The organism is Arthrobacter sp. N1 (assembly GCF_048288285.1).
Lineage (GTDB): Bacteria > Actinomycetota > Actinomycetes > Actinomycetales > Micrococcaceae > Arthrobacter_D.
The window spans coordinates 669,289-694,916 of sequence record NZ_CP102608.1 but is presented as its reverse complement, the minus strand read 5'-3'; the positions used below and the strand labels follow the sequence as shown (position 1 = coordinate 694,916).

The window sequence follows — 25,628 nt, the reverse complement described above, 5'->3', positions numbered from 1 at the left end:
ACCGCGGAAGCAGCTCGCCGCGATGCGCGTGCCGTCCGCGCGGGCGATCCATGTTGTGCCGCGCGCCCCGGGCTCGCTCCCTTTCACACCCACGGATAAGTGAACAGCCGTCGTCATGAATTGCAACGGTGCCGTTCCTCAAGAAGCGGTATGCCACGTCCGGGCCGTTGCCGCCGTGGTGCGGGCCCGCGCCGGAGTCTGGGATGGTCTCCCAGACTCCGATCATCAGCGGGCAGTAGCTCCCAAGGCTTGGGAAACCAGAAGGCTACTGAATTGCTTGTGTGACCCGCGGCACTCCCCGTACCATTGGTACATCTTGTCCGTACTCCAAGTACGCACCCACCTCCGCGCACAGAGAGAAGATTCGCCATGGCAGCCGAATCGCTTCCAAAGTCCCGCATTCCCCTGTTCGACGGCATGAACCGCATCCCCGGCGGCCTCATGCTGATCCCCCTGATCCTCGGTTCGATCGTCGGGACGTTCGCTCCCGGCTTCCTCGAACTCGGCAGCTTCACCACCGCCCTGTTCGCCGAATCGGCCCTCCCGCTGATCGCCGTGCTGATCTTCGCCACCGGCATGCAGATCACCGCCAAGGCCTCCGGCCCCGTGCTCGCGACCACTGGCGTCGTCCTGCTGTTCAAGACGATCATCCCAGCCGCCCTCGTGGCAGGCCTCGGCCTCGTGGTGGGCATCGACGGCATCCTCGGGATCTCGATCCTCGCCCTCCTCGCGAGCTTCGACAACAGCAACGGTGGCCTCTGGCTCGCCTTCACCGGACGCTACGGCGACTACCGCGACCGCGGCGCCTACATGGCGTCCGCCGTCAACGACGGCCCCTTCTTCACACTCCTCTTCCTCGGCATCTCCGGCCTCGGAAACATTCCGTTCCTCACTTTGCTCGCCGCCGTCATCCCCCTGATCCTCGGCTTCATCGTCGGCAACCTCGACGCCAAGTGGACCGAGGTCATGCGGCCCGTGCCGAACATCGTGATCCCGTTCTTCGCCTTCGCCCTCGGCACCGGCATCGACCTCCGCAACGTCATCACTGGCGGCCTCAGCGGCATCTTCGTCGGCATCGCCGCCACCCTCATCACCGGCACCCTCGTCTACATCGGCTACCGGTTCATCCTCCGCCGCGGCATCAAGTCAGGCATCGGTATCGCCTCCGCGACCACGGCCGGCAATTCGATCGCGACCCCGGCGATCGTCGCAGCTGCCGACCCGACCTTCTCGCCGTTCGTGGAGGTCGCGACGGCGCAGGTCGCCTCGGCCGTCCTGGTCACCGCGATCTTCGCCCCGCTGCTGGCCACCTGGGTGCTCAAGCGCCAGGGCGGGCTGGACACGGACGACGCCGTCGCGGTCACCCCGACGTCCGCCTCCGAACTCCCACCTGCGGGTGATCCGTCCGCGCCCACCACCCGACGCCGCCGCACGCAGGACGACGACCAGTCGTGACACCGTCCGCACCCATCGTCGGCATCGCGGCCGACGACGTCACCGGCGCCACGGACTCCGTGGTCCAGTTCTCCCGCACCGGCTGGTCCTCCCGGCTGCTGCTGGGCGAACTGCTCCCGGATTCGGTGGCACCCGGCAGCGCCCTGGCGGTCAACACCGACGCCCGCGCCATGGATCCGACGACCGCCCGGCAGGCCACGGCGAGCGCCATCAGGAACCTCGTCACCGCCGGGGCCGACCGCCTGTACCTGAAGATCGACTCCACCATGCGCGGCAGCGTCCCGGCACAGGTGGCCGGGGCCCTCGACGCCTGGCAGGAGCGGCACCCCGGCTCCTTCGCCGTCGTTTGCCCGGCCTACCCGGCGATGGGGCGCACCGTCGAGGACGGCCTGCTGCGCGTGCACGGCAGACCGGTCGAGGACTCCCCCGCGGGCCGTGATCCGGTCACGCCGGTCCCGACGAGCGAGTTCTCGCAGCTCCTGCCCGGCAAGACGACGATCAGCCTCAGCGGCTCGGCCGACCGGGATGCACAGGCCCTTCGGGACGCGGCGGGTAGCGGCGTCGTCGTCGTCAATGCGGCCTCCGACGACGACCTCGGCACCCTCGCGGCCGCGCTCGTCGTCGCCGGTCCGACGGCGATCCCTGCCGGGTCAGCGGGTCTCGCCGCGGCGATGGCGGAAGCCTGGGCCGACGCCGCCAGGGAGCTGACTGCCCCGGAACCGGCGCCCGCGGCGCAGGGGCAGCGGATCGTCGTCGTCGTCAGTTCCTTGCACGACGTCGCCCGCGCGCAGACCGACCACCTGCGCGCCCACCTGGACGCGTCCGAGCTCCGCATCCTGCAGCCCGGGGACTCGCTGCTCGACCTGCCGAACGGCCTCGCGCAATGGGCCGCCGGGGAGTTGGAGTCACCGGAGTCCCTCCCGCGGGTGGTGGTCATCCTCTCCCCCGAGGCGATTGGTGGCTCCGAGACCCTCAGCGGCGCCGCCATCGCGAACAGCCTCGCGTCGGTGGTGCAGCAGACCCTGGCCCGCGCCTCCGTCGGAGCCCTCGTGCTCGTCGGCGGCGACGGAGCCCGCGCCGTGCTCGACGCCACGCGCGCCCAGGCGCTGCGCATCACCGGCGCCATCCAGGAGGGCATCCCGGTCGGCGTCGTCGAAGGCGGCACCGCCGCTGGAATGATTGTCGTCACGAAGGCCGGCGGCTTCGGGCCCGTCACCGCCCTGCTCGACACTGTCACCGAACTCACCCGAACCCTCACCACCCGCGAACATCCCACGGAGGCATCCACATGAGCATCCCCACCCTCGCCGTCACCCTCGGCGACGTCGCCGGCATCGGGCCGGAGATCACCGCGAAGTCCCTCCTCGGGCACGACGACGTCCGGCAGGAATGCGTGCCCGTCGTCATCGGCGACGAGGCCGCCATGCGCCAGGGCGTCACCAACGTGGGCGGCGACCCGGACACGGTCCGCGTGCTGTCCTCGATCGAGGACGCGACGAACGAGCCCGGCATCATCGAGCTTCTCCAGACCGGCCCGTCACTCGCAGACGTCAAGCTCGGCGAGCTCAGCCCCGCCGCGGGCGACGGCTCCTACCGCTTCGTCGTCGAGGCCTGTCGCCTGGCCCGCGAAGGCAAGGTCCAGGGCATCGTCACCGCACCGCTCAACAAGGCCGCGATGCACGCCGGCGGGCACAAATGGCCCGGCCACACCGAGCTGCTCGCGCACGAGTTCGGCGTGGAGAACTTCAGCCTCGTCCTCTCCGCGGGCGACCTCTACTTCTTCCACCTCACCACCCACGTCTCCCTGCGGCAGGCCATCGAGGACGTCACGCCGGAACGCACCACCAACGTGATCGAACTCGTCAGTGCGTTCACGAAGGCCCTCGGCAACCCGGACGAGCCGATCGGCCTCGCCGGACTCAACCCGCACGCCGGCGAGAACCGCCTGTTCGGCGACGAGGACGCCGACATCCTCGCCCCCGCCGTCGCCGCCGCCCGCGAGAACGGCATCAACGTGCATGGACCCATTCCCGCGGACGCGCTCATCCCCGCCGCGGTCAAGGGCAAGTGGAACATGGTCATCGCCTGCTACCACGACCAGGGCCACGCACCCTTCAAGGCGGTCTACGGCGACGACGGCGTGAACATCACCGTCGGCCTGCCTGTCGTCCGTGTCTCGGTGGACCACGGCACGGCGTTCGACATCGCCGGGCAGGGCATCGCCCGCGAGGCGAGCCTCGTGCTGTCGATGCGCCGGGCTGCTGCCCTGGCGCCAGGCTGGGACCACGTCTGGCGGACCGCGCAGAAGAAGTAGGTCTTCCCGCGGTGAACCACCGTGCCCGACGACCAGGAGAGGACAAGCCACCGACGCCGTCGCGGCTTGTCCTCTCCGGACGCCTAGGATCGGAATCATGACCAGCGACGAAGACCTCGACCCACCCATCCCCAGCTACCTCGAGGGCATCGAGCTCAAGCGGGTCCACGACGGCAAGGTCCTCGAAGAGCACGACGACGACAATCCGGCGCAGTCGGATGAGTCCGACTCTGCGTCCTGACGGCAGGGACAGTGGTCGAGATGGACACACCTGACACCCCTGGCCGCCTCCTCGACGCGGGGAGCAGCGAGCCGCTGCACCTGCAGCTCCGAGGGCATCTGCGGGCGCAGATCCTGAACCATTCACTGCCGCCGGGCACCTCGCTGCCCAGCGAGGCGCAGCTTCAGGTGCGCTACGGCGTGTCCCGGTCCGTGGTGCGCCAGGCCCTCGGTGCACTGACCGATGAAGGGCTGATCGAGCGCGGCCGCGGGCGCGGCAGCACCGTTGCCCCCCGGCGGGAACACCACCGGCTGGTGCACCGCACCTCAGGGCTATCGGCACAGCTGGGCAGTACCGGGGCGAGCGTCGGTACTGAAGTGCTGTCATTGTCCCTGCAGGACGCCGATCCATCGACCGCGGTCCTCGAGACGCCGCAGGTCCTCTTCCTCGAGCGGTTGCGGACGGCCGACGGCGTGCCCATCGCCGTCATCCACACGTGGCTACCGGCACCGACATTCGCCGACCTGACCGCGGAAGCCCTACACGATGCGTCCCTCCATGAGGTGCTCGGTGAGAAGTACGGAGTGCGCATCACCTCCGGCAAGCGGCAGATCCGGGCGGTTCCGGGCGACGGCGACCTGCTGCGGCTGCTGCAGCTGGAAGCGTCGTCACCCGTGCTGCTGCTGGAGGGGACGAGCTTCGATCAGGACGGTCGACCGGTCGAGGTGTTCTCGACCTGGCACCACCCGGACCACGTGGTGTTCGACATCGACATCCAGCGGGAGCCCGTCGCGCAGGTTCCGGCGGGCAGCCCGGCGCCGTCTGCTGTTGATACCGCTGAGGCGTTGGCCGACCGCGCCCGCCGGCTGGGCGCAGAGCTCATGCGCTTCGCGGATGGTCTCTCGACCACGGAGCGCTGATCGGCTTCAGCCCAGGCTGTACGAGCAAGATGTGCCTGATGGCGCCACGGCTCGGCGATTTTCCGGTACACCGACTCGCTGGCACGACCGGCGATGACAGCCGACGGCGGTGGAGGAAGAGTGCTCGACTCCTCCTCCACAAAGAGTCCGGGCCCACTGTAATAGTACGCGTGTTCGATAAAATGAGGCATGGACATCGCACCGCTCGAGCATTCCGAGGGACTTGGTACCTCCCTGGAGTCGATGCGGTCGGACTTGCTCGCTTTCGCGCGGGAACTGAAGGGGCGTCACCTCCTTCTCAGCAGGCACGACGTCGTGCGAGCACTCGTGGACATCGAAGAGCTCTCGAAGGTCATCGATCATCTCCAGATCGTTGCCGCTGGAGCTGCGCAGGAACACGGAGTCACCGGCGCCGGGGAGCAGGAGGCCGCTGGATCCCTCCGCGTGCGGGCGCAGCAAAGCCTGTCGACAGTGCAGGACGACGTCAACGACGGCGGCAGCACTTCAGCAGGCGCCGAACAGCGGAACGATGATGGGTTCCGCCCCGAATTCAGGACCTGTGCTGACTTCCTGCGGGCCCGGCTCGGCATCAGCCGCACTGAGGCGAACCGCCGATTGAGGCTCGCGGCAAGTCTCCTGCCCGGCGTCACTGCAATCGGCTCTGCCACTCCCGCGTCGATGAGCACCCTCGGTGCTGCAACGAGCGCGGGCCAGGTCAGCGGACGCGCTGCTTCGATCGTCCATGAGGCGGTGCAACGGGTGCGGTCCTTCGCAACGCCGGTGCAACTCGCTTCGATGGAGCAGCACCTCACGCGGCAAGCAGTCGAATCGGACGAAGACCTCCTGCGGGTCCTCGCGCGACGCTGGGAGGGCGTGCTCAACCAGGACGGGCTGGAACCCACCGAAAAGGTCCTCAAGGCACGGCAGGGTGTCTTCCTCAAGGGCAGACGCAACGGTCTGCATCTTCTGGAGATCGGCGCCACCGACGAGCAGTTCGAGCATCTGGTCACCGTCATGAACACCGCGACGAATCCGAGGAGGAATGTGATTACCCTTCAGAACACCGGGGACCCGATCATCGGTGGAGACAGAGCCGACATGATGGCCGCCGAGAACGAAGAGTGTGGCGTCGGTGGGAGCGCCACGGGCAGGCGCCAGAGCGAAGCCGGCGATGACGGCGTGGCCGACATCCGCGCGGGCGATACAGATCGGCCGACACGCCCGCAAAGCCTCCTCGACGGGCTGGTCGCAGCCTGCAGGATCGCTTTGTCGACCGACAGGCTTCCCGCAGCAGCCGGACACCGGCCCCAGGTCATGGTGACCATCAGCTATTCCGACCTCGTTGGCCAGATGGAGCGTGCCGGCCACGCTGTGTTCGGGCAGCAGATGAGCGCACGGAGCATCCGCACGCTGGCCTGTGATGCAGACATCATTCCGATGGTCCTCGGCGGACAAGGTCAGATCCTCGACATCGGGCGGGCACAACGCCTCTTCCCCGCCCATCTGCGACGGGCACTCGTTGCGAGAGACAAGGGCTGCGCGTTCCCGGACTGCTCCATTCCGGCAACCTGGTGCGAGGCCCACCACATAACGCCCTGGGCCAAAGGTGGCACAACGAGTATCAGCCAAGGCGTCCTCCTGTGCTCGCGGCATCATCATGTGATTCACGAAGGGAAGTGGAACGTCGAACCGAAGTACGGAATCCCTTGGTTCACTCCACCGGGATACCTTGACCCGAATCGGAGTCCCCGAAGAAATACCTACTGGCAGGTGGAGGACGCCGTCCACGAGCAGCTTCGTGGCGCCGAACGCGGACGGTCTGCTGCAAGCGCCCCGCTGCTGTACTCGACGACGGCCGCCCCAGCCACCTCCGCCGTCGTCGTCGGCTAGAACACTATGACGCTCCGGGCGCGCTCGCCGCGACGCATTGCGTCGGACGCCTCGTTGACCTCGTCGAGGCCGATGCGGTGCGAGATCAGCCGGTCCACGGGCAGCTTCCCCGCGAGGGACAGCGCGGCCAGGCGTGGGACCGACCGGACCCACTGAGAGGGGGTGCGCGGTCGAGACCTGACACAGGGCGGGACGCCAGTCCCGCCCTGTGTCGTACCAGGCACTACTGCTGAACGGCCTTGCCGTCCGCATCGAGGTAGTCGCGCCACGAACGCTTGGGCGTCCAGCCCAGCATCCGCTGTGCCTTCGCGCTCGAGATGCCTGAGGCGTCCGGCCGGCTCAGCTCACGGAGTTCGATCTGGTCGCCGTAGTACTGCGCGAGGACTTCGGCGAAGTCGTAGCCCCCCACGTTGTCGGGCGACGCGATGTAGAACACCTCGTGACCCGGCAGGTCCGATTCCGTGGCGAGCACGATGGCGTCGGCCAGGTCGTAGGCGTCGATGTAGCTCCACAGATTGGGGCTCAACACGGAACTGTCGCGGATCTGCGGGCCGAGGTTCAGTTCGTAGTTGCCCTCGAACTGCACCCAGCACGGGCGGATCGAGATGCACTGGATGTCCGACCGCCGAACGGCCGCGTCCATCAGCTGCTCACCGAAATGCTTTGATAGTGCGTACGGATCCTGGGGACGGATGGGGTGCTCCTCGTCCACGGGAGCGTAGTCGGGGAGGAAATCCCGCTCCGGAAAGAAGAAGCCCGGCACGGTCTCGCTCGAGATGTACACGAATCGCTTGATCCCGAAGCTGATGGCGGCCTCGAGGACGTTAAACGTCGCCATCAGATTGGTCTGGAAGACCACGTGGGGTGGGTTGCCGGTCGGCTCCGGGATAGCAGCGATGTGGACGACGGCGTCCACGCCGCGCACGACGGCATAAGCCTCGCCCGCGTCCGTCAGGTCGGCCATCGTGTACTTCGGGGCGCCCTCGGGCTTGCGGTCGAAGCCCGGGCGGGTCAGATCGGTGGTCATGACCTCGTGCCCGGCGTCGATCATCGCCTGGGTGGTGGCTCGGCCTACTTTGCCGTGTGCTCCGGTGATCAGGACTTTCATGAACTCTCCTTGAGGGTGACGGCTGTGACGAGCATCAGGCCACGGATGACCTCTGAACGTATGTCCTCACCTATACACGACGCCGCGGTCATCCACCCGACGGAGTCACCCTCGCAGCAGCTCCCGCACCACGGTGGCGATCTGCGCAGTCTCGGCCTCCCGGACACCCGGACGCCCCGCGACATGACCCAGGTCGGACACCAGCGGACGCAGCTCCCCATGCTGGAGAAGCTCCACCTCCCGCTCGCTGTCGGCCTGCGGGAAGTAGAGGTCGGTGCTGCCGGGCATCACGATCGCCCGGGCCGTGATGCTTCCCATTGCCCCCTCGAATCCACCGGGGTGGTGCTTCCCGACGTCGGCCCGTTGCCAGGTGCCGAGCATCGCGAGGAGGTCGTTCGCGTCCTCCCGCTCATGATCGGTGGCCCAGCCCTGGATCACCGCGTTCACTGACGCATACCCGAACTCTCGGTACATCCCGTCGCGGAAGAAGGCCTGCGAGTACGCCCACCCCGCGTAGACCGTGCCGAATGCGCGGAGCCCCTGCACCGGTGGTGCGGCGTAACGACCCGCCCGAAAGGCCGGATCGGCCAGCAGAGCCGACTTCACGCCCTCGAGGAAGACGAGATTGTGCGGTGAGCACCGTGCCGCCCCGGCGATCGGGAGGATCGCGTCCACCTGGTCCGGGTACCGCGCCGCCCACTCGTACGCCTGCAGGGCCCCCATCGACCAGCCAGCGATGAGGCGGATCCGCCTCACGCCCAGCTGGGTGAGGAGCCGGTGCTGGGCGATCACGTTGTCGGCGATGTCCACGTCGGGGAAGTCCGCCCCCGCGATGTCCGGATGGGCCAGCGAGGGCGACGTGGACACCCCGTTCCCGAAGAGGTTCACCGCGACGATGAACCAGTCCGCCGGATCGAACAGCCGGCCCGGGCCGATCCACCGTGCGTAACTGGAAGACGTGCCCGTGTAGTAGGAGGGCAGCAGAACGCAGTTGCTGCCGTCGTCGTTCAGGTTCCCGTGCGTCTCGTAGGCCAGGCGCGCCGAGGGCAGGTTCGAGCCGGAGACCAGCCCGAACCTGCCGAGGTCGACGTCAGCGAGCATGGCGACCTAGAAGAACTTCAGGTAGCGCTTGGTCTCCCACTCGGAGACGTGTGCCTGGTATTCGTCCCATTCCTGGCTCTTGTAGTCGATGTAGGCGTTGTACATCTTCTCGCCGAAGACCTCGCGGGACAGGCTGTCGGCCGCAAACTCCTCGATGGCCTCCCCCAAGCTGCGGGGCAGCAGGCCGAGGCCGTTGGAGATGATCTCCGTCTCGCTGTAGTTGTACATATTCTCGGTGTGCGGCTCCCCCGGGTCGAGGTTCTCGCGGATGCCCTCCAGTCCGGCGGCGAGGATGATCGCGGCACCCAGGTAGGGATTGCCGCTGATGTCCGCGGCACGGCACTCCACCCGGCCGCCCACGAGGGGCACCCGGATCATGTTGGTGCGGTTGTTGTTGCCGTAGCTCACGAACACCGGCGCCCACGTCGATCCGGACATGCTGCCCTTGCGGACCAGCCGCTTGTAGCTGTTCACCGTGGGGGCGATGACGGCGCAGATGGCGGGCGCGTGCTTGAGGACGCCAGCGATGAACTGGTAGCCGAGGGCGGAGATGCCGCAGCCGCGGGGGTCGTCGTTGGTCTCGAAGAGGTTTTCGCCGGTCTCGATGTCCGCGAGGGACATGTTGAAGTGCGCGCCGGATCCGCTGCGGTCGGCGAACGGCTTGGGCATGAAGGTGGCGAAGTAGCCGTGCTTCCGGACCATCTCGTTGGCCATCAGGCGGAAGAAGACGGCGCGGTCCGCCATGGTGAGGGCGTCGGCGTACGTGAAGTCGATCTCGAACTGGCCCTGGGCATCCTCATGGTCGAAGGAGTAGACGCCCCAGCCCATCTCGTTCATCGCCTCCACTATCTCGGTGAGCCACTCGAAGTTGTCCAGCGCGGCGGGCGCCGTGTAGCAGGGCTTGCTGAGGTTGTCCCGGTCGCTGACCTCCACGGGGCCGTCGGGGGTGTCCTTGAGGACGAAGAACTCGGTCTCGATGCCCAGGTTGAACGTGAATCCGAGCTCCTTGGCGGCCTCCAGCTGGCGCTTGAGGATGTTCCGCGACGCCGCCTCGAACGGCTGGCCCTCGTGGTACAGGTCGCTGGAGAAGTACGCGACCTCCTTGCGCCAGGGCAGCTGGACCGCACTGTCGAGATCGGGCCGCGCCGAGAGCTCCTCGTCGCTGATGTCCTGGGGAAGTCCATCGAGCGCGGCGCCGGTGAAGAGCTCCGATCCCGCGGCCATCTGCGGCAGGTGGGCCAAGGGGACGAACTTTGTCTTGATGTTCCCGTGGAGGTCCACGAAGCTCGACATCGCATACTTCACGCCCGCCTCCCGAAGCCTGCGCTGGACGGTCTCGACGGCTGCTTCTGCTGTTGTCACGCTCATGACGATCTCCTGTTCGGTTCCGGGACGCCCACCAGTGTTTCGATAAGCTATAGAAAGTCTGGCGGCGAGCAATTTCGATAGAGTGTCGATATTGTTACGGCGGCGTAAAACCCGGGCCGGGCGCACCTGCTCGACGGATCGGGGACATAGTCTGCCGTCGGGCCGCACGCCGGATGACACTAGGAGCAGGGATGGAAGCGATGAAGACCACCGGAGCGACGGCGGGCCGTCCCCGCCTGAGCGGATCGACCGGCGAATCCCCCCGCCAGGAGATCATCCGCGAGGCGACGGCACTGTTCGTCGCCAAAGGGTACGCCGAGACGACGATGAGCGAGATCGCCCGCAGCGCCGGGCTGCGGCAGTCGTCCGTCTACTACTGGTTCGCCCGCAAAGAGCACATCCTGCAGGCCCTCCTCGAGGAGAATCGCGGCTCCCTCCAGGTGGCAGAGGCGCTGGAACCCGCACCGGGCTCCGCAGCAGCCAGGCTCTATGCGGTACTCCACGCGGACGCCGTCCAGCTGTGCGCCTCTCCCCTGGACTTCTACGAGTTCGAACGCGTCGCACGCTCGCAACCGCAGAACTTCGGCGCCTTCTTCGAGGACTACGGTGATCTGCATCGGCTTGCCTCATCGATCATCCGGCAGGGCATGGACGCCGGCGAGCTGAGGGACGTCGACCCGGAGGCCGCCGCGACCGCCGCGTTGAGCCTCAACGAGGGCCTCCAGCGCCACTACCGCCAGCCACTACCCGGCCTGCGCACCTACACGTCCGACGACGTCTCCGCCCTGAGTGCCGACACCACGCTCGCGTCGCTCCTCCGGGCCCCCGACGATCTTCCCGCGGTCCAGACCGAGGCGGCAACCCTGTCCGCGGGCGTCGATCTGGCGACCGAGAGTTAACGCGGCCGTAACGATATCGATATGGCATCGAAAAGGCATGCCCCGAGCATTTAGATAGCGTATCGAAACGCTGCTACCTGCGGCCACCGCGGGGTGCCTGCTTCTAGCCGTCAGGGAGAATCGAATGGACACTGCTGCAATCGCGGGCAACACGGCGTGGGTTCTGACCGCCGTCGTCGCCGTCGCACTGATGCTTCCGGGGCTTGCCCTCTTCTACGGCGGGATGGTCAGCCGTCGGACCACCATGAACATGATGCTCATGGTGTTCGGCTCCTTCTGCGTCGTCGGAGTCCTGTGGGTGGCCTTCGGCTACTCCGCGGTCTTCGGTTCGTCCCTCGGCGGGCTGGGCCTGCTCGGCAACCCGCTCGAGTACGCCGGCCTGGGGCAGCTGCTCACGGCCCCCGACGACGCCGCGCTGCCTCCCCTCGCCCTCGCCGCCCTGCATCTCATGTTCGCCGGCCTCACCGCAGGCATCGTGGCCGGCGCCGCCGCAGACCGCATGAAGTTCAGCGCCTGGCTCGTCTTCACCGGCCTGTGGGCCACCCTCGTGTACTTCCCGGTGGCGCACTGGGTCTTCGCCTTCGATTCGGCGGACGGTGCTGTGCAAGGCGGCTGGATCGCCAACACGCTCGGCGCCATCGACTACGCCGGAAGCACAGCCATCCACGTCAACTCGGGCGTCGCCGCCCTCGCACTGGCGCTGGTCCTGGGCAAGCGCCGCACCTGGCCCGTCCAGCCGAAGGCACACAACCTACCCTTCACGCTGCTCGGCGTAGGGCTCCTGTTCACGGGCTGGATCGGCTTCGACGGCAGCGGCCTCGGTGCCGCCGACAACAACGCAGCCGTCGCGGCCTTCAACACGGTCGCCGCCACCTGTGCCGGCGTCTGTGTGTGGCTCCTGGTCGAGCGCCTCCGCGACGGACACGCCACCACTCTCGGCGCCTCCTCCGGCGCCATCGCCGCGCTGGTCGCGATCACGCCGTCGTGCGGTGCGGTCACGCCCCTCGGCGCCCTGGCCATCGGTGCCGCGGCGGGTGCCGTCTGCTACTTCGCCGTGTCGCTGAAGTACAAGCTGGGCTTCGATGACGCGCTCGACGTCACGGCCCTGCACTTCATCGGGGGCGTGGTGGGCGGCCTGCTGATCGGCCTCATCGCGACGCCGGAGGCCCCGAGCGGAGCGACGGGCCTGCTCCACGGTGGTGGCTTCGATCTCCTGGGCCGCCAGGCCATCGCCATCGTGGCCGTCTTCACCTACACCTTCACCGTCACCTGGGTGCTGGCGAAGGTCCTCGACAGGACCATGGGCATCCGGGTCCCGGCCGACGTCGAAGCACGCGGGCTCGATCTCGCGCTCCACGCCGAGAACGCCTACGAGAACGGCTCGGACAAGGCCCACTCACCCCGTGGCCACGCCGAGCAGTTGCATGAGCTGGAGGCCGACCCGCGCGTGGAGTCCGATGTCGCGGAGAACGTCGAGCCGCAGCGTCATCCGTGACGGCACCCGGGGCGCTGGTGCCGGTCAGGCCACCAGCGTCCCCAGGTGCGCGATGATCGCCGCCACCCCCACCTCGAAGCTGAGATCGGAGCGCGGCCCAGCCAGCGATGCATCGGCGAACGCGGCGTGCAGCGCGGGCTGAGCCTCGGCATCGGCGAGCCAGGCCGACTCGGGCGCAGCGACGTCCAGGGCTGATCCGAGCATGAAGTTGTCGAGCACCGTCACCGCGACCACCACGTCATTCGCGGAGAATCCCTGCTCGACGAAGAGCGCGGCGAGGTGCTCGTATATCTCGAGCGTCGCGTGGTCCGTCACGGCCTCACCGACGAGCAGCGGAATGCACTTCGCGTGCTGCCCCAGGGCCCTCCGGTAGCTCCGCGCCCACGCCGCTGCCCTGTCCCGCCAGTCGGCTCCCGCCGTGAAGAAGTCGCCCGACGCGAGGGCATCGGCGCCGATGACGGACCGGATCCCGTTGATGATCTCCGGCCGCCCCTGCACATGGTGGTAGATCGACGACGGACTGACCGAGAGCCGTTTCGCGAGCCCGGGCAACGTGAAGTCGCCGAACTCGTCCACCAGGTCCAGTGCAGCCCTATAGATCTTCTCCGGCGACAGAATCGCCTGGCGTGGCCGCCCCATGGTCCCCCTGACAGAAGCGGCCGAGCCGCCGAGTGATGTTACGGGTCGCGAGGCGGAAAACGCCGTCGTCGCCCGACAAGCCGTCGCTAGAAGACGATAACGCTCCGCGCGCGCTCCCCCCGCCGCATCGCCTCGAAGGCCTCGTTGACGTCGTCGAGCCCGATGCGGTCCGAGATGAGCCGGTCGACAGGCAGCCTACCGGCGAGGAACAGCTCCGCGAGCCGGGGGAAGTCCCGCCCCGGTACCGTGGACCCGTAGTTCGAGCCGATGAGCGACTTGCCACTCTCCGCGAGCGCCAGAGCGTCGATCGACACCGGGCTGTCCTCGGGCGGCAGCCCCACGATGACGGCCTTGCCACCCGCTGCGATCAGCGACGGGAGCGACTCGATGGTCTGCACCCGGCCGATCGCCTCGAACGCATAGGCCGCGCCTCCCCCCGTCAGCGTGCCGATCTCCTCCACCAGGTCCGCGGAGGGCACGAGCGTGTGGGTCGCCCCGAAGTCCCGGGCGGCAGTCAGCTTCTCCTCGCTGAGGTCGACGGCGATGATCGGGTTCGCGCCGACCAGCCGCAGCGCCATGATGATGGAGAGGCCCACTCCCCCGGTGCCGACGACGACGGCGGACGTGCCCGCCTCCACGCAGGCGTCGTTGACCACGGCGCCGAAGCCCGTGGCAACCGAGCACCCGATGAGGCTGGCGACGTCGAACGGGACGTCCTTCGGCACGCGGATCGCGCCGGCTTCGGGCACGACGGCATACTCGCTCATGGACCCGACGGTCAGGTAGGGGAACACGCGCTCGCCGTCGAGCGAGAGCGGGGTGCTGCCGTCCGGCAGGAGGCACTCCTCGGATCGGCTGCCGGAGCAGACGTAGGACTTCCCGGAGAGGCAGGCGGTGCAGCGCCGGCAGGGGTAGAACCACGAGAGGATCACGTGGTCGCCCACTTCGACGTCGGTGACGCCGTCGCCGATCGCCTCGACGGTTCCTGCGCCCTCGTGGCCCATGACCGTGGGCGAGGGCAGCGTCCAGTCGCCGTCGAGCACGTGCCGGTCGGACCCGCAGACACCCGAGGCACCCATGCGGACGAGGACGGTTCCGGGTACGGGATCGGCGACGTCGACGGTCGTCAGGTCGAGATCCGGCCTGCCGCTGCGGTGGACGGCTGCTCGGGACGTGCGGCTCATGAACGGCCCTCGACTTTCGTGGTGGTGGGAGCGTAGTCGCCGACGCCGCGGCCCACGTACAGGACGCGCGCGAGCACGAGGTAGACCAGCGCGCCGACGATCGCGGACGGGAACGACGCCGTGATGTAGCTGAAGACGGGCAGCGTGGTGAGGGTGACCGGGTTGTAGATCACGAGGTAGAAGGCAGCACCGACGACGACTGCCCCGAGCCCTGCCCAGTTGATCCCACCGGAGAAGTGATAGGCGCTCTGCTCTCGGTGCCGGTAGAGGTCCTCGAGCACCACCCGTTGGCGGCGCAGCAGGAAGTAGTCGGCGATGATCGCACCGCACATGGGCGCGAGGAAGGCTCCACTGAGCGTCACGAAGGTCATGAACCGCTGGTACATGAATCCCGGGAAGAAGGCGAGGATGGCCGGCAGCACGAAGAACGCGGCACAGAGCCATGCCCACCGGACCCGTGAGAGCAGGTTGCCGCTGGCTTGCCGGATGGCGAGGACGGTCGAGTAGACGATCGACGACGTACTGGTGATGTTGGCGAACGCGATGAACAGCAGGATGAACGCCCCGAGCACGGGTCCGCCGAAGGGCAGCATCCAGACGGTCGGGTCCGAGTCCCCGAGGGTCAGTGCTGCGGCCATCCCCACGACCTGCGCGATCAGCGTGGCGCCGAGCAGCCCGAGGTAGGAGGGCCAGAGGGCTGCTTTCGGGGTCTTGGTCAGCCGGGCGAGTGAACCCATGACGGGGTACCAGGAGACGCCGACGCCGGCATTGAACTCCACGGCGAGGGCGAAGTTGAGGCGGTCGTCCTCGAACGGGGCGAGCGGGGCGGCGGTGAGCAGGGTTTCCCAGGAGGTGTTGAGGACGAGGAAGATCATCAGGAAGACGGTCACCACGATCAGGCCAGGCGCGACGAACTTGTTGAACCGGCCGATCGTCACGGGGCCGCGCGACAGGATCCACCAGGACACGGCGATGGCGACGAGCGCGAAGAACGTGACCATCAGGCTCTCGGGGTCGAAGCCGGTGCCGAACGCCGAATTGGACACCTGGGTGACCGCTCGGCCCACCATGATGGCCAGCAGTGAGGACCAGCCCATCTCGGTGATCAGGATGACGGTGAAGACAAGGATGCCCACGCCGACGACCCCGAAGACCGGCCGGAGGATCGTGTACTGCTCCACGCCGTAGCGCTGGCTGGCGACGACGCTCGCGAGGACCATGAAGCCCAGCCCGATCGCGTTGCCGATGACCATCGCCGCGATGCCCTGCTGGAAGCCGACGAGCAGCGCCGTCGACCCGCCCACCAGGAACGCCCACGTCGCGATGGCGAGGCTGATGTTCACACCGGTGAAATCGGCGCCGTTCCAGATCCGCTCCTTCCGCAGCAGCGGAAGCGACCCGAGCGATCCACTGGAAGTGTCCGCCTCCACAGCCCCGTCCCTGCTGGTGCTGCCGCTCACAGCGCGAGGACCAGGAAGCCGATCACGGTGATCCCGAGGGTCACCGCGATGTAAAGGACGAGGTCCCTCGCCGAGAGCGCGGCGCGGGAGGGGTGCCCCTGCTCCTCGTGCGAGATCTCGGTGAGCCGACGGTGCAGACCGTCCTCGGGTACCGCATCTGCTGAGTCCATTGATACCGCCTCCAATAATCGAATGTCATTCGGTTCGGCTCAATCGTTGTGCCTATCATGAGGGCTGTCAATGGTTTTATCCCGGTTCATGTGGCCTGCACCACAGGTCCGGGGTCGTACCCGGAGGGACGGATCATGCCGGTTCTGGCAGTACTGCAGGTCACCGGGACCGCCGGTGCCGTCGAGGAGAATCTGCGCCGCATCGACGGCGCCGCCGCACGGGCTGCCGGGCAGGGGGTCCAGATCCTCGTCACCCCGGAACTGTTCGCGACGGGTTACGCCCCCGAGCGCGTGGCCGATTCGGACGGGCCGGGCATCCGCGCTGGGCTCTCCTCCATCGCGCGGCGCCACGGCATCGCCGTCGTCGGTTCGACTGTCGACGCCACAGCGCATGGTCGGTACATCAGCGCCTCCCTGTTCGACCACCGCGGAGCCGAACTCACCCGCTACCGGAAGGCGCACCTCTTCGGCGCCGAGGAACAGTCGGTCTTCCTCCCGGGAAGTGACATCCCGGAACTCGTGCCTCTCCTGGGCCTGACGGTGTCCCTCGGCATCTGCTACGACATCGAGTTCCCGGAGTACGCACGGAACACCGCGCAGCGTGGTGCCGATCTCCTCCTCATCCCGACGGCGGTCCCGGCCACGGGCGACGTCGGCCATCGCCCCGCACACGCCACCTACAACGCCGAGCGCATCTCGACCCTCCTGGTGCCGGCGCGGTCCCTCGAGAACGGCCTCTACATCGCCTACGCCAACCACACCGCTCCGGACTTCACCGGGATGAGCTGCATCACCAGTCCGTACGGCACCTTCCTGGGCCTCGCCGGGCAGGGTGACGAACTCCTGATCGCCGAGGTGTCCCGGGCCGAGGTCCTCCGCGCCCGGGAGCTCAACACCTACCTGACCTGCCGCCGCCCGGACCTCTACGCCTGATCGGGCGACGCCGTCGGCTCGATCCGACGCCGTCGACCTGACGATCCCGCTTCCACTTCGGGCACCGGTTATACCACCGAACCCGTGAACACAGGATGAACCAAGGTTGAACGGGTACCCTAGGGCACTGGTCTTGTCCACCCTTTGCGAGAGGTCGGACGTCAGTGGTGCCCGGCAGGCACCTGATGGTTGGAACGTGAGGTGTTGCCATGCAGTCCCGAATCCCCGGCGTGACCCGACGGGTCGGCGTCGTCGTCGGACGGCTGCTGGTCTACCTGCTCATCTGGGCCGGCCTCACCCTCCTCATCGCCGCCGCCGGCATCCGTTACTACTGGGGCGAGATCTCCGTCGGCCAGATGCGCCTCAACCTCGTGTCCGTCGAGACGGACGGCGGCGGTGACTTCCTGTGGCGGGGCGTCCTCGCCATCGGCGTCGCGCCCCTCCTCATCACTGGCAGCATCGCGCTCGTCCAGTTCCTCCGGCGTCGGAAGCGCCGCCAGGCGGACGACGGCGGACGCCCGTCCCGCGGGCCCCTCGTCAAGCGCGCGGTGTCCACCGCCCTGGTGGCGGCCGTCGTCGTCGGTGGCACGACGGCGTTCTCCACGACCGTGGGCGTCGCCGACTACATCCGGGCGTCGACCTCCGACTGGGACATCCAGGACTTCCACGCCGAGCCCGTCGTCACCAGCGACGAGGACAAGCGGAACCTCGTCCTGATCTACCTCGAGTCCGGTGAGCAGACCCTCGCCGACGACCAGCTCTTCGAGAAGGACGCCTTCGCTCCGCTGAAGGACGTCACGCAGGCCGCCGACGGATGGCAGACCATCGAGGACCTCCAGCAGTACCAGGGCGGCGGCTGGACCATGGCCGGCCTCGTCGGGACCCAGTGCGGCATCCCCCTCAAGGGCGGCAGCGCATCGGACGAGAGCAGCGGCCGCGCCGCCGTGCCGGAGAGCGACGTCGACACCTACCTCGGCGGCGCCACCTGCCTCGGCGACGTACTGGGCGAGCACGGCTACACCAGCACCTTCCTGGGCGGCGCGAACTCCTCGTTCGCCGCGAAGGACACTTTCCTCCGGGGCCACGGCTACTCCTCGATCAAGGGCCTCGCCCAGTGGCGCGCCGTCGGCGAGTCCGCCGCGGACTTCCGCCCGGACTGGGGCCTCAGCGACGAGCGCCTGCTCGCCAACGCCCGCGAGGAGCTCGATGCTTTGCACGCGGAGTCGGAGCAGACGGGCCAGCCGTTCAACCTCTCCGTCCTGACGCTCGACACCCACGAGCCGGTCCACGTGTACGACTACTGCTCGGTCGACACGGAGCAGGAGGTCACCTCGGTGTTCGCCTGCTCCATGGAGCTGGTGGCCGGCTTCGTCGACCACATGGAGGAACAGGGCTACCTCGAGGACACCGCCGTGGTGATCATGGGCGATCACCTCAAGCACATGAGCGCCGGCGACGCCTTCCACGAGCAGCTGGACCGCCACGAGAACCGCACCATCTTCAACCGCATCTGGATCCCGGGCGGCGCCGAGCTCACACCGCGCTCCGGCATCGACCAGCTGAACCTCTACCCGACGATGCTCGAGGCCGCGGGCCTGACGCTCCAGGACCGCGAGGCCGGCGTCGGCGTCTCGGCCTTCTCGCCGGACATCCCGGTGGATTCCGCGCAGGCGCTGGACGACAACTTCTACGCCGAGCTCCTGAATTCGAACTCGCCGTCCTTCTACTCCGACGCGTGGGCGGACGAAGCTGTGGCACCGTAGGCACGCTCCCGTGGCGGGAAAGTCCGGATGGCTGCGCACCGGATGCCTTCGTGTCACCTGCGGAGCTAACAGATGATTAACGACACTCGAACGGTTGTTGAACGAACGACGCAGCGCCACTAGGATCCGATGGTCCCCCGAGAGTTCTGCCACTGTGGCGAGCCGATGTCCGCGGACATATCGAAGAGGAGGTGGAGCGATGTCCTGGAGCATTCGACAGTCGGCCCGACCGATCGCTGTTGCCCTGGCCTACGCGCTGCTCTACCTCCTGCTGTGGGCGGGCCTCGTGCTGCTGATCGCCGGCCTCGGCATCCGCCACTACTGGGGCGACATCTCCGTCAGCCAGATGATGCTCAACCTCGTGTCCGTGGAGACCGAGGGCGGTGGCGGTTCCATCGTCTGGATAGGGATCTTCGGCATCGGTGTCGCCCCCATCCTGATCAGCGCGGCCATAGGATTCCTGCACTACCGGTGGCGCCACCCCCGTGATCTGCCCGGTCGCCACATGCGCCGGGCGGCGTCCGCCGCCAGGACCCGGGCTTTGGCCGTCGCCCTGGTGGGGGTCGTCGTCGTGAGCGGTACGACGGCGTTCGCCAACACCGTGGGCGTGGCCGACTACATCGCTGCGGCCAACTCCGACGCCGACCTCGGCGACTACTACGTGGAGCCGGTCGTCACCAGTGACGAGAATGCGCGGAACCTCGTAGTCGTCTACCTCGAATCGGGAGAGGCCACGCTCGAGGACGAGCGGTTGTTCGAGAAGGACGCCTTCGCTCCCATCAAGGAGGTGACCCAGCCGTCCGAGGGCTGGGTGAACACCGGATCCCTCCGGCAGTACCGCGGTGGCGGATGGACCATGTCCGGCATCGTCGCGTCCGAGTGCGGGGTACCGCTGAAGGCCACCGGCGCCGCCGCGAGCGAGCCCCTGACCAACGACCTCGGCACCGACACCCCCACCTATCTCGGCGGCCTGACCTGCTCGGGCGATGTGCTGAAGGATCACGGCTACACCAGCGTGTTCCTGACCGGCGCCAACGCCGCGTTCGCCGGCAAGGGGACCTACCTCCGGACGCACGGCTACACCGACGTGAAGGACCTCAACGACTGGCGTGCCTCCGACGAACCGCCCGAGGCCTTCCGTGAGGACTGGGGCCTGAGCGACGGCAGCCTGATGAACCAGGCCAAGCTGGAGGTCGACCGGCTGCACGCCGAGTCGGAACGGACCGGACAGCGGTTCAACCTCTCGATGCTGACGCTCGACACCCACGAGCCGTCCCACATCTACGACTACTGCCAGGTCGACACCGAGATCGACGTGCTCTCCGTGAACTCGTGCTCCGTGGCCCAGGTGGCAGGGCTCGTGAACCACATGAGGGACCAGGGTTATCTCGAGGACACCGCCGTGGTGATCGTGGGCGACCACCTCCGGCGATCACCCCCCACCGATCCGCTGCACGAGCAGCTGGACGGCAATCCCACACGCTCCATCTTCAACCGGATCTGGATCCCGGGCGGCAGCGGGCCCGTCCCGCTGCGCCAGAACGCGGACCAGTTCAGCCTGTACCCGACGCTCCTCGAGGCCGCCGGGCTGACGCTGCAGGACGGTGCGGCCGGGCTCGGCGTCTCGGTCTTCACACCGGAGATCCCGGCGAACTCGTCCCAGGCCCTGGCTCCGAAGGCCTACGACATCCTCCTGGATTCGCTCTCGCTCCCGTTCTACGCGAGGGCGTGGGCGGCCGAGGGCACGTCCTGATCCTCCGCCCCCGCTGACCTGCCGGCCGTAGTGACCGGCCGGGGAGAGCCGCCTCACCAGGTGAGCTCGTCGAGCCCCACCACTTCGGCATACTTGGCCTGCAGGTCGTACAGCGTGGCCCGCTGCACTGCGTCGTCCCGGTCGCCGACGGCATCGCGGACGACGATCGGCACGAAGTCGTGCTGAATCGCATCGACCGCCGTCGCCCGGACGCAGCCGCTCGTGCTGACGCCGATGATGATGACGGTGTCCACCCGTGCCTCGTGGAGGAGCGCTGCCAGGTCGGTGCCGAAGAAGGCGCTGGCCGACTGCTTGACCAGCACCGTCTCCCCTTCGAGCGGCGCGACGTCGGGCATGAGTTCGCCCAGGGGCGGCACCCCTCCCGGCTTCGGCCGGATGAGCAGCTGCAGCGCGGGCACCTTCCGGAGGAACACTCCCCCGTGCGCGGCGTCGTCGAAGCGCACCACCGTGTGGAAGACGGGATACCCGGCCGCGCGTGCGGCTGCCAGGACGGCTGCGGCTCCGTGGAGGCACGACGACGACGGCAGGCACAGCGGACTGGCGTCGTCGAAGTAGGCCCGCATGAGATCGACGGCGATGACCGCGCGGCGCGGCCCCGGTGTCAGCGTCCCGTCGAAGCCGGAGGAGAACCCGGAGGACGACCCGGCGGACGACCCGGCGGACGACCCGGCGGACGACCCGGCGGACGATACATCGCCGGCCCCCGCGGCGGGTGACCCCGAGAGCGAGCCCGACGGCGGCGACTCCCCAGACCCCGCAGGCGTGGAACCGGAGGGGTCGGCTGCAGCAGCCACTACACCGCCAGCGGTGGGGTCGGTGCCGGCAGCCCGGTCTCGACGAGGCTGTTGGCCAGGAGGTTCTCCATGGAATCGCCCCGGTTGAACAGCGGCAACGGCTCCTGACGACCCTCGCTCATCGAGGCGCGAAGCGAGGACGTTGCAGCAGCATCGAGGTCGCCGTCGTCATCGCACACCACTCCGTAGGTGCGGGCACCGGCCTGCGTGACGAGGCCGCGCCGTACCTCCTTGCAGACGAGCTCGGGGTCGCGGGCCAGCGGGTCGCCCCAGCCGCCCCCGCCCCACGTCACGAAGTGGAGGACGTCGTCCGTGCCGACGGCGACGTCGTGGACCTTGGACGCGAGCACCGCGCGACTGCCGTCCGCCCGGTCGATCCACTTGGTCCCGCGCGCGCCGGGCTCGCCGCCCTTCACGCCCCAGGGGTAGGTCAGCCAGCGGTCGTCGTGGATGGCGATGGTGCCGGCCTCCAGGAACCGGTAGGCGACGTCGACCCCGTTGCCCCCACGGTGCAGGCCCGCGCCGCCGCTGTCCGGGATGGTCTCCCAGCGGTCGATGATGAGCGGGTAGTAGCTCTCGAGGTACTCGCAGGGGATGTTGACGAACGAGGGCCAGAGCGAGTGGCCGTCGGGACCGTCGCCCACGGGACGGCCGGGGATCCCGCCGAACCCGATCGAGTAGAGCTGGAACCACTCCCCCTTCCGCTCGCCCTCGCTGTAGTTCCCCGAGTACATGAAGTGCGGTGATGAGGAGAAGCCGGCGGCGTTCAGCAGGTCCGGGTTGGCCTGGCCGAGGAGCCCGCCGAAGAGGTCGAACAGGCGGCCGATGCCGTGGTTGCGGCCGTTGAGCGCCGCCGGGTAGGCCGGCTTCCAGAACGAGTTCTCCGGGATCTCGACGTCCACGAGCGGGTAGAAGCCGTCGTTCCACAGGATCTGCGGGTCCGCGACGGTGATCATGTAGATGCCGAAGAACATCCGGATCAGGTTCTCGTTGATGTAGTAGTTGATGGGCCCCTGCGCCTGCGGGGCGCTGCCGGTGAGGTCGATCAGCACCTTGTCGCCGGTCCGCGTGATGGTCATCGTCAGCTCGTACGGACCGTAGCCGCGGCCGTCGTCGTCGATGTAGTCGGTGAAGGAGAGCGGCTTGCCCTCCTCGAACACCAGCGCCAGCAGCGCCTTCATGGCCCGGTAGTTCCGGTCCAGCAGGGCGTTCAGTGCGGACGTGTACGTGTCCACCCCGAACCGCGCGCACATCTCCTGCACCCGGCGCGACGCCGTCCGGCACGCCGCGACGATCCCGTTCAGGTCCGCCCGGTTCCAGTCCGGCTTCCGCACCTGGTTGAGGATGATGCCGAGCGCCGTGTCGTCCCGCTCGCCCTTCCGGTAGAGCTTGAAGGGCGGGATGATCACGCCCTCCTCGAAGATGGTCCGCGCGTCCGTGGGCATGGATGCCGGGGTCTTCCCGCCGACGTCGGTCATGTGCCCGAACTGCGACGCCCACCCGACGATCCGCCCCTCGAAGAAGATGGGCATGACCACGAGCCAGTCGTTCGCGTGGCTGATCGCCGCCCCGCACGAGTACGGGTCCGACGTCATGAGGACGTCCCCCTCCTCGATGGTGCCGCTGAAGTTCGCCAGGAAGTCGGGGATGGAGAGCCCGAACTGTCCCACGATCATCTTGCCCTCGGGATCGGCGATGAGCGGGAACTCGTCGTGCTGCTCGCGGATGCCCGGGGAGAGCGCGGTGCGGAAGAGGGTCTCGTCCATCTCGTAGCGGGCACTGCGGAGCGCGTTCTCGATGAGGTCGAGCGTCACCACGTCCACGTCCACCGCGGTGAGCTCCGAGGTGGCGGTCTCGATCAGCTGGGCCATGGGTCAGTCCTCACTCGTGGTTGCTGCTGCGTCGTTCTCGATCGGCCTGATCAGCAGGCTCCCGTGGTGATGCACCGTGGCCGCGTGCCCCGGGAGCACCAGCGTGGTGGAGTCCATCTCGGCGACGACCGCGGGACCGGTGATCACGTTCCCGGCCTTCAGGAGGTGCCGGTCGTAGATGGAGGCCTCGTGGTGCTCACCGCCCACGAAGATGGAGTGCGTGCTGCGAAGCGCCGGCAGCGGGTCGGCCGGTCCGGCGTCGAGCGTGACGCTCGCGACCTGCGGACGTGGTCCGCTCACCGTGGCGCGGGCCGTCACCAGCTCGTGCTCGTTGTCGAGGAGGAAGGCGAAGAGCCGCTCGTGCTCGGTGTCGAAGGAGGCCCGCAGCGCCGTCAGGCCGCCGTCGTCGCCGCTGTCCCGGAAGGTCCGGAGGTCCACCGGGATGGGGATCTCGAAACCCTGCCCGTGGTAGCGGAGGTCCGCCGAGTAGGTGACGGTCAGGTCCTCCTCCGCGAGGCCCGCGGCGAGGAGCGACTCCTTCGCCGTCGCCGCGAGGTCCTCCAGCACACCGCGCACCTGGGCATCGTCGAGCTCGCTGAAGCGCCGCACGAGGGTCCGGGCGGACTCGTCGCGGAGGCTCGTGGTCGCGTCACCGTAGGCGCACAGCACACCGGGCGACGGCGGGATGATCACCGGCCACGCACCCGTGAGCTTGCCGAGCGCGTTGGCGTGCAGCGGACCCGCACCGCCGAAGGCCACGAGCGCGAAGTCCCGCGGGTCGAAGCCCTGCTGCGTGGAGACGAGCTTCAGGGCGCCGTAGATGTTCTCGTTGACGATGTCGATGATGCCCTCGGCCGCGCTCTCGACGCCGTCGAGTCCGATCGCCTCCGCGATGGCCTTCACGGCAGTGCCGGCGGCCTCGACGTCGAGGCCGATCTCACCCCCGGCGAGCTGGGACGGCAGGAAACCGAGCACCACGTTCGCGTCCGTCACGGTGGGCTCGCTGCCGCCCTTGGCGTACGACGCCGGACCGGGCACCGCGCCCGCGGACTGCGGGCCCACCCGGAGCGCGCCCGTCAGCTGCGGGACGTGGGCGATCGAACCGCCGCCGGCGCCGACCGTCCGGACGTCCACCGACGTGGCGCGGACCGTCAGGTCACCGACCGTCGTCTCGCGGCCGATCCGCGGCGTGAGGTCCTGGACGAGCGCGACGTCGGTGGACGTACCGCCCATGTCGAAGGTGAGGAGATTCTTGAAGCCGGCCTGCTCGGCGGCCCAGACCGCGCCGGTCACGCCGCCCGCCGGGCCGGAGAGCAGCAGGGACACGGGGTTGTCGGCGGCGACCTTCCCGGAGACGAGTCCGCCGTCGCTCCTGAGGATGGAGAGGTGGCCCTCGATGCCGGCCGCCATGAGCTTGTCCTCGAGGTTGCCGACGTAGCGCGAGACCTGGCCCTGCACGTACGCGTTGGCGACGGTGGTGATGGTGCGCTCGTACTCGCGGAGCTCGGGCAGCACCACCGAGGAGACGGAGACGGGGACGCCGGGCAGTTCCTCGGCGGCGAGTTCGGCGATCCGCGCCTCGTGGCTGGCGTTCGCGTAGGAGTTGATCAGGCTGATGCTCAGGGCCTCGATGCCGCGCTTCCTGAGCTTCCGCAGCTGGGTGCGGACGTCGTCGTCGTCGAGCTCGATGCGCACCTCGCCACTGGTGGTGACGCGCTCGTTCACCTCGACCGTGTCCTCGAGGTCGGCGAGGGGCTCGGGCTTGGGCCAGATGATCCAGCCGGCCAAACCGCCGGGCACGAAGGACCGGGCGATCTGCAGCACCTGCCGGAAACCCTTGGTGGTCACGAGGCCCACGCGGGCACCCTTGTGCTCGAGGATCGCGTTCGTGGCCACGGTGGTGCCGTGGAGCACCTCCGTCACCTCCGACGTCGGGACCCCTGCGGCGCGGCAGGCCTGCTCGATGCCGTGGAGCACCCCGATGGACTGGTCCTCGGGCGTCGACGCCGTCTTGTACCGGTGGGTCTCGCCGGTGGCCTCATTGATGAGGAGGATGTCCGTGAACGTGCCGCCCACGTCTACGCCGAGCCGAAACGCCATCAGGTCTCCTCTGGGTGGGGGTGGATCAGGGTGCTGCCTGGACGGGGCCCTGGGCTGCGCGACGCGCCGGATGGGGGACGCGGCGCGTCGCGCAGGGCTGGTGGTGCACTCGCGGACGGGTGGTGTCGCTCGAACCCGTGCAGGAGAGGGGGGGGGCTCCGGCACGAAGT

At 68.4% G+C, this 25,628-nt stretch carries 21 protein-coding genes; 11 read left to right on the top strand and 10 right to left on the bottom strand.

The genetic code is table 11. The features are described 5' to 3' along the window. The first annotated feature begins 369 nt into the window (after window positions 1-369). From NVV32_RS03255 to NVV32_RS03230, 6 genes are all read left to right on the top strand, one after another. Window positions 370-1,455 (top strand): 2-keto-3-deoxygluconate permease, encoded by a 1,086-nt coding sequence (locus tag NVV32_RS03255; RefSeq protein WP_422391361.1) that lies wholly within the window; start codon window positions 370-372, stop codon window positions 1,453-1,455. Continuing rightward, entirely contained in the window at window positions 1,452-2,747 is a 1,296-nt protein-coding gene (locus NVV32_RS03250) for a four-carbon acid sugar kinase family protein (protein ID WP_422391360.1), read from the top strand. The genes NVV32_RS03255 and NVV32_RS03250 overlap by 4 nt, the downstream gene beginning before the upstream one ends. Continuing rightward, window positions 2,744-3,769 carry a 4-hydroxythreonine-4-phosphate dehydrogenase PdxA gene (gene pdxA, locus NVV32_RS03245; protein WP_422391359.1) on the top strand — a complete coding sequence of 342 codons (1,026 nt, stop codon included), beginning with the start codon at window positions 2,744-2,746 and terminating at the stop codon, window positions 3,767-3,769. The genes NVV32_RS03250 and pdxA overlap by 4 nt, the downstream gene beginning before the upstream one ends. A gap of 97 nt (window positions 3,770-3,866) precedes the next feature. Further along, the gene (locus tag NVV32_RS03240; protein WP_422391358.1) at window positions 3,867-4,010 is read left to right on the top strand and encodes a hypothetical protein; all 144 of its coding nucleotides are present in this window, start codon (window positions 3,867-3,869) and stop codon (window positions 4,008-4,010) included. A 20-nt stretch (window positions 4,011-4,030) separates the two neighbouring features. Continuing rightward, window positions 4,031-4,909: a GntR family transcriptional regulator gene (locus NVV32_RS03235; protein ID WP_422391357.1), complete on the top strand. Its 879-nt coding sequence runs from the start codon at window positions 4,031-4,033 to the stop codon at window positions 4,907-4,909. A gap of 189 nt (window positions 4,910-5,098) precedes the next feature. Next, window positions 5,099-6,799, top strand: a complete 1,701-nt coding sequence (locus NVV32_RS03230) for a DUF222 domain-containing protein (RefSeq protein ID WP_422391356.1) — start codon at window positions 5,099-5,101, stop codon at window positions 6,797-6,799. 223 nt (window positions 6,800-7,022) lie between these two features. Here the strand turns inward: NVV32_RS03230 and NVV32_RS03225 are convergent, their stop codons facing one another. From NVV32_RS03225 to glnT, 3 genes are all read right to left on the bottom strand, one after another. After that, on the bottom strand, window positions 7,023-7,907 hold the full coding sequence (locus NVV32_RS03225) for an NAD-dependent epimerase/dehydratase family protein (protein WP_055769770.1): 885 nt from the start codon (window positions 7,905-7,907) through the stop codon (window positions 7,023-7,025). A gap of 105 nt (window positions 7,908-8,012) precedes the next feature. After that, the gene (locus NVV32_RS03220) at window positions 8,013-9,008 is read right to left on the bottom strand and encodes an alpha/beta fold hydrolase (RefSeq protein ID WP_422391355.1); all 996 of its coding nucleotides are present in this window, start codon (window positions 9,006-9,008) and stop codon (window positions 8,013-8,015) included. 6 nt (window positions 9,009-9,014) lie between these two features. Next, window positions 9,015-10,376, bottom strand: a complete 1,362-nt coding sequence (gene glnT / locus NVV32_RS03215; protein ID WP_422391354.1) for a type III glutamate--ammonia ligase — start codon at window positions 10,374-10,376, stop codon at window positions 9,015-9,017. Window positions 10,377-10,567: 191 nt separating this feature from the next. Between glnT and NVV32_RS03210 the strand changes: the two genes are divergently transcribed. Both NVV32_RS03210 and NVV32_RS03205 read left to right on the top strand, forming a co-directional pair. After that, window positions 10,568-11,275: a TetR/AcrR family transcriptional regulator gene (locus NVV32_RS03210; protein WP_422391353.1), complete on the top strand. Its 708-nt coding sequence runs from the start codon at window positions 10,568-10,570 to the stop codon at window positions 11,273-11,275. A 124-nt stretch (window positions 11,276-11,399) separates the two neighbouring features. Beyond that, complete coding sequence (locus NVV32_RS03205) at window positions 11,400-12,770, top strand: ammonium transporter (protein WP_422391352.1); 1,371 nt, start codon at window positions 11,400-11,402, stop codon at window positions 12,768-12,770. Window positions 12,771-12,794: 24 nt separating this feature from the next. Here the strand turns inward: NVV32_RS03205 and NVV32_RS03200 are convergent, their stop codons facing one another. The 4 genes from NVV32_RS03200 to NVV32_RS03185 all read right to left on the bottom strand — a co-directional run bounded on the left by NVV32_RS03200 (window position 12,795) and on the right by NVV32_RS03185 (window position 16,223). Continuing rightward, window positions 12,795-13,409, bottom strand: coding sequence for a TetR/AcrR family transcriptional regulator (locus NVV32_RS03200; protein WP_055769763.1), 615 nt, complete (start codon window positions 13,407-13,409; stop codon window positions 12,795-12,797). 86 nt (window positions 13,410-13,495) lie between these two features. After that, window positions 13,496-14,593, bottom strand: coding sequence for an alcohol dehydrogenase catalytic domain-containing protein (locus NVV32_RS03195; RefSeq protein ID WP_422391351.1), 1,098 nt, complete (start codon window positions 14,591-14,593; stop codon window positions 13,496-13,498). Continuing rightward, the gene (locus NVV32_RS03190) at window positions 14,590-16,023 is read right to left on the bottom strand and encodes a purine-cytosine permease family protein (RefSeq protein ID WP_422391350.1); all 1,434 of its coding nucleotides are present in this window, start codon (window positions 16,021-16,023) and stop codon (window positions 14,590-14,592) included. The genes NVV32_RS03195 and NVV32_RS03190 overlap by 4 nt, the downstream gene beginning before the upstream one ends. Before the next feature lie 26 nt (window positions 16,024-16,049). Further along, entirely contained in the window at window positions 16,050-16,223 is a 174-nt protein-coding gene (locus NVV32_RS03185; protein ID WP_422391349.1) for a hypothetical protein, read from the bottom strand. Between the two features lie 135 nt (window positions 16,224-16,358). On the opposite strand from NVV32_RS03185, the gene NVV32_RS03180 reads away from it, so the two are divergent. From NVV32_RS03180 to NVV32_RS03170, 3 genes are all read left to right on the top strand, one after another. Beyond that, window positions 16,359-17,156 (top strand): nitrilase-related carbon-nitrogen hydrolase, encoded by a 798-nt coding sequence (locus tag NVV32_RS03180; RefSeq protein ID WP_422391348.1) that lies wholly within the window; start codon window positions 16,359-16,361, stop codon window positions 17,154-17,156. A gap of 209 nt (window positions 17,157-17,365) precedes the next feature. Then, window positions 17,366-18,919, top strand: a complete 1,554-nt coding sequence (locus NVV32_RS03175; RefSeq protein WP_422391347.1) for a sulfatase-like hydrolase/transferase — start codon at window positions 17,366-17,368, stop codon at window positions 18,917-18,919. A 199-nt stretch (window positions 18,920-19,118) separates the two neighbouring features. Beyond that, window positions 19,119-20,672 carry an LTA synthase family protein gene (locus NVV32_RS03170; RefSeq protein WP_055769751.1) on the top strand — a complete coding sequence of 518 codons (1,554 nt, stop codon included), beginning with the start codon at window positions 19,119-19,121 and terminating at the stop codon, window positions 20,670-20,672. Between the two features lie 53 nt (window positions 20,673-20,725). Here the strand turns inward: NVV32_RS03170 and NVV32_RS03165 are convergent, their stop codons facing one another. Genes NVV32_RS03165 through NVV32_RS03155 form a run of 3 tightly spaced genes read right to left on the bottom strand, consistent with a single transcriptional unit; the run spans window position 20,726 to window position 25,458 of the window. Then, window positions 20,726-21,487 carry an isochorismatase family protein gene (locus NVV32_RS03165; RefSeq protein WP_422391346.1) on the bottom strand — a complete coding sequence of 254 codons (762 nt, stop codon included), beginning with the start codon at window positions 21,485-21,487 and terminating at the stop codon, window positions 20,726-20,728. Continuing rightward, window positions 21,487-23,358, bottom strand: coding sequence for a hydantoinase B/oxoprolinase family protein (locus tag NVV32_RS03160; RefSeq protein ID WP_422391345.1), 1,872 nt, complete (start codon window positions 23,356-23,358; stop codon window positions 21,487-21,489). Before NVV32_RS03160 ends, NVV32_RS03165 begins: the two co-directional genes overlap by 1 nt. A gap of 3 nt (window positions 23,359-23,361) precedes the next feature. Next, window positions 23,362-25,458, bottom strand: a complete 2,097-nt coding sequence (locus NVV32_RS03155; protein WP_422391344.1) for a hydantoinase/oxoprolinase family protein — start codon at window positions 25,456-25,458, stop codon at window positions 23,362-23,364. Window positions 25,459-25,628 lie beyond the last annotated feature (170 nt).

Excerpts from the sequence above, each read along its gene's own strand:
- NVV32_RS03180 (WP_422391348.1), top strand. The coding sequence starts at position 16,359 with ATGCCGGTTCTGGCAGTACTGCAGGTCACCGGGACCGCCGGTGCCGTC.
- glnT (WP_422391354.1), bottom strand. The coding sequence starts at position 10,376 with ATGAGCGTGACAACAGCAGAAGCAGCCGTCGAGACCGTCCAGCGCAGG.
- NVV32_RS03220 (WP_422391355.1), bottom strand. The coding sequence starts at position 9,008 with ATGCTCGCTGACGTCGACCTCGGCAGGTTCGGGCTGGTCTCCGGCTCG.
- NVV32_RS03175 (WP_422391347.1), top strand. The coding sequence starts at position 17,366 with ATGCAGTCCCGAATCCCCGGCGTGACCCGACGGGTCGGCGTCGTCGTC.
- NVV32_RS03170 (WP_055769751.1), top strand. The coding sequence starts at position 19,119 with ATGTCCTGGAGCATTCGACAGTCGGCCCGACCGATCGCTGTTGCCCTG.
- NVV32_RS03185 (WP_422391349.1), bottom strand. The coding sequence starts at position 16,223 with ATGGACTCAGCAGATGCGGTACCCGAGGACGGTCTGCACCGTCGGCTC.
- NVV32_RS03210 (WP_422391353.1), top strand. The coding sequence starts at position 10,568 with ATGGAAGCGATGAAGACCACCGGAGCGACGGCGGGCCGTCCCCGCCTG.
- NVV32_RS03205 (WP_422391352.1), top strand. The coding sequence starts at position 11,400 with ATGGACACTGCTGCAATCGCGGGCAACACGGCGTGGGTTCTGACCGCC.
- NVV32_RS03235 (WP_422391357.1), top strand. The coding sequence starts at position 4,031 with ATGGACACACCTGACACCCCTGGCCGCCTCCTCGACGCGGGGAGCAGC.
- NVV32_RS03155 (WP_422391344.1), bottom strand. The coding sequence starts at position 25,458 with ATGGCGTTTCGGCTCGGCGTAGACGTGGGCGGCACGTTCACGGACATC.
- NVV32_RS03195 (WP_422391351.1), bottom strand. The coding sequence starts at position 14,593 with ATGAGCCGCACGTCCCGAGCAGCCGTCCACCGCAGCGGCAGGCCGGAT.
- NVV32_RS03230 (WP_422391356.1), top strand. The coding sequence starts at position 5,099 with ATGGACATCGCACCGCTCGAGCATTCCGAGGGACTTGGTACCTCCCTG.
- pdxA (WP_422391359.1), top strand. The coding sequence starts at position 2,744 with ATGAGCATCCCCACCCTCGCCGTCACCCTCGGCGACGTCGCCGGCATC.
- NVV32_RS03200 (WP_055769763.1), bottom strand. The coding sequence starts at position 13,409 with ATGGGGCGGCCACGCCAGGCGATTCTGTCGCCGGAGAAGATCTATAGG.
- NVV32_RS03225 (WP_055769770.1), bottom strand. The coding sequence starts at position 7,907 with ATGAAAGTCCTGATCACCGGAGCACACGGCAAAGTAGGCCGAGCCACC.
- NVV32_RS03160 (WP_422391345.1), bottom strand. The coding sequence starts at position 23,358 with ATGGCCCAGCTGATCGAGACCGCCACCTCGGAGCTCACCGCGGTGGAC.
- NVV32_RS03240 (WP_422391358.1), top strand. The coding sequence starts at position 3,867 with ATGACCAGCGACGAAGACCTCGACCCACCCATCCCCAGCTACCTCGAG.
- NVV32_RS03255 (WP_422391361.1), top strand. The coding sequence starts at position 370 with ATGGCAGCCGAATCGCTTCCAAAGTCCCGCATTCCCCTGTTCGACGGC.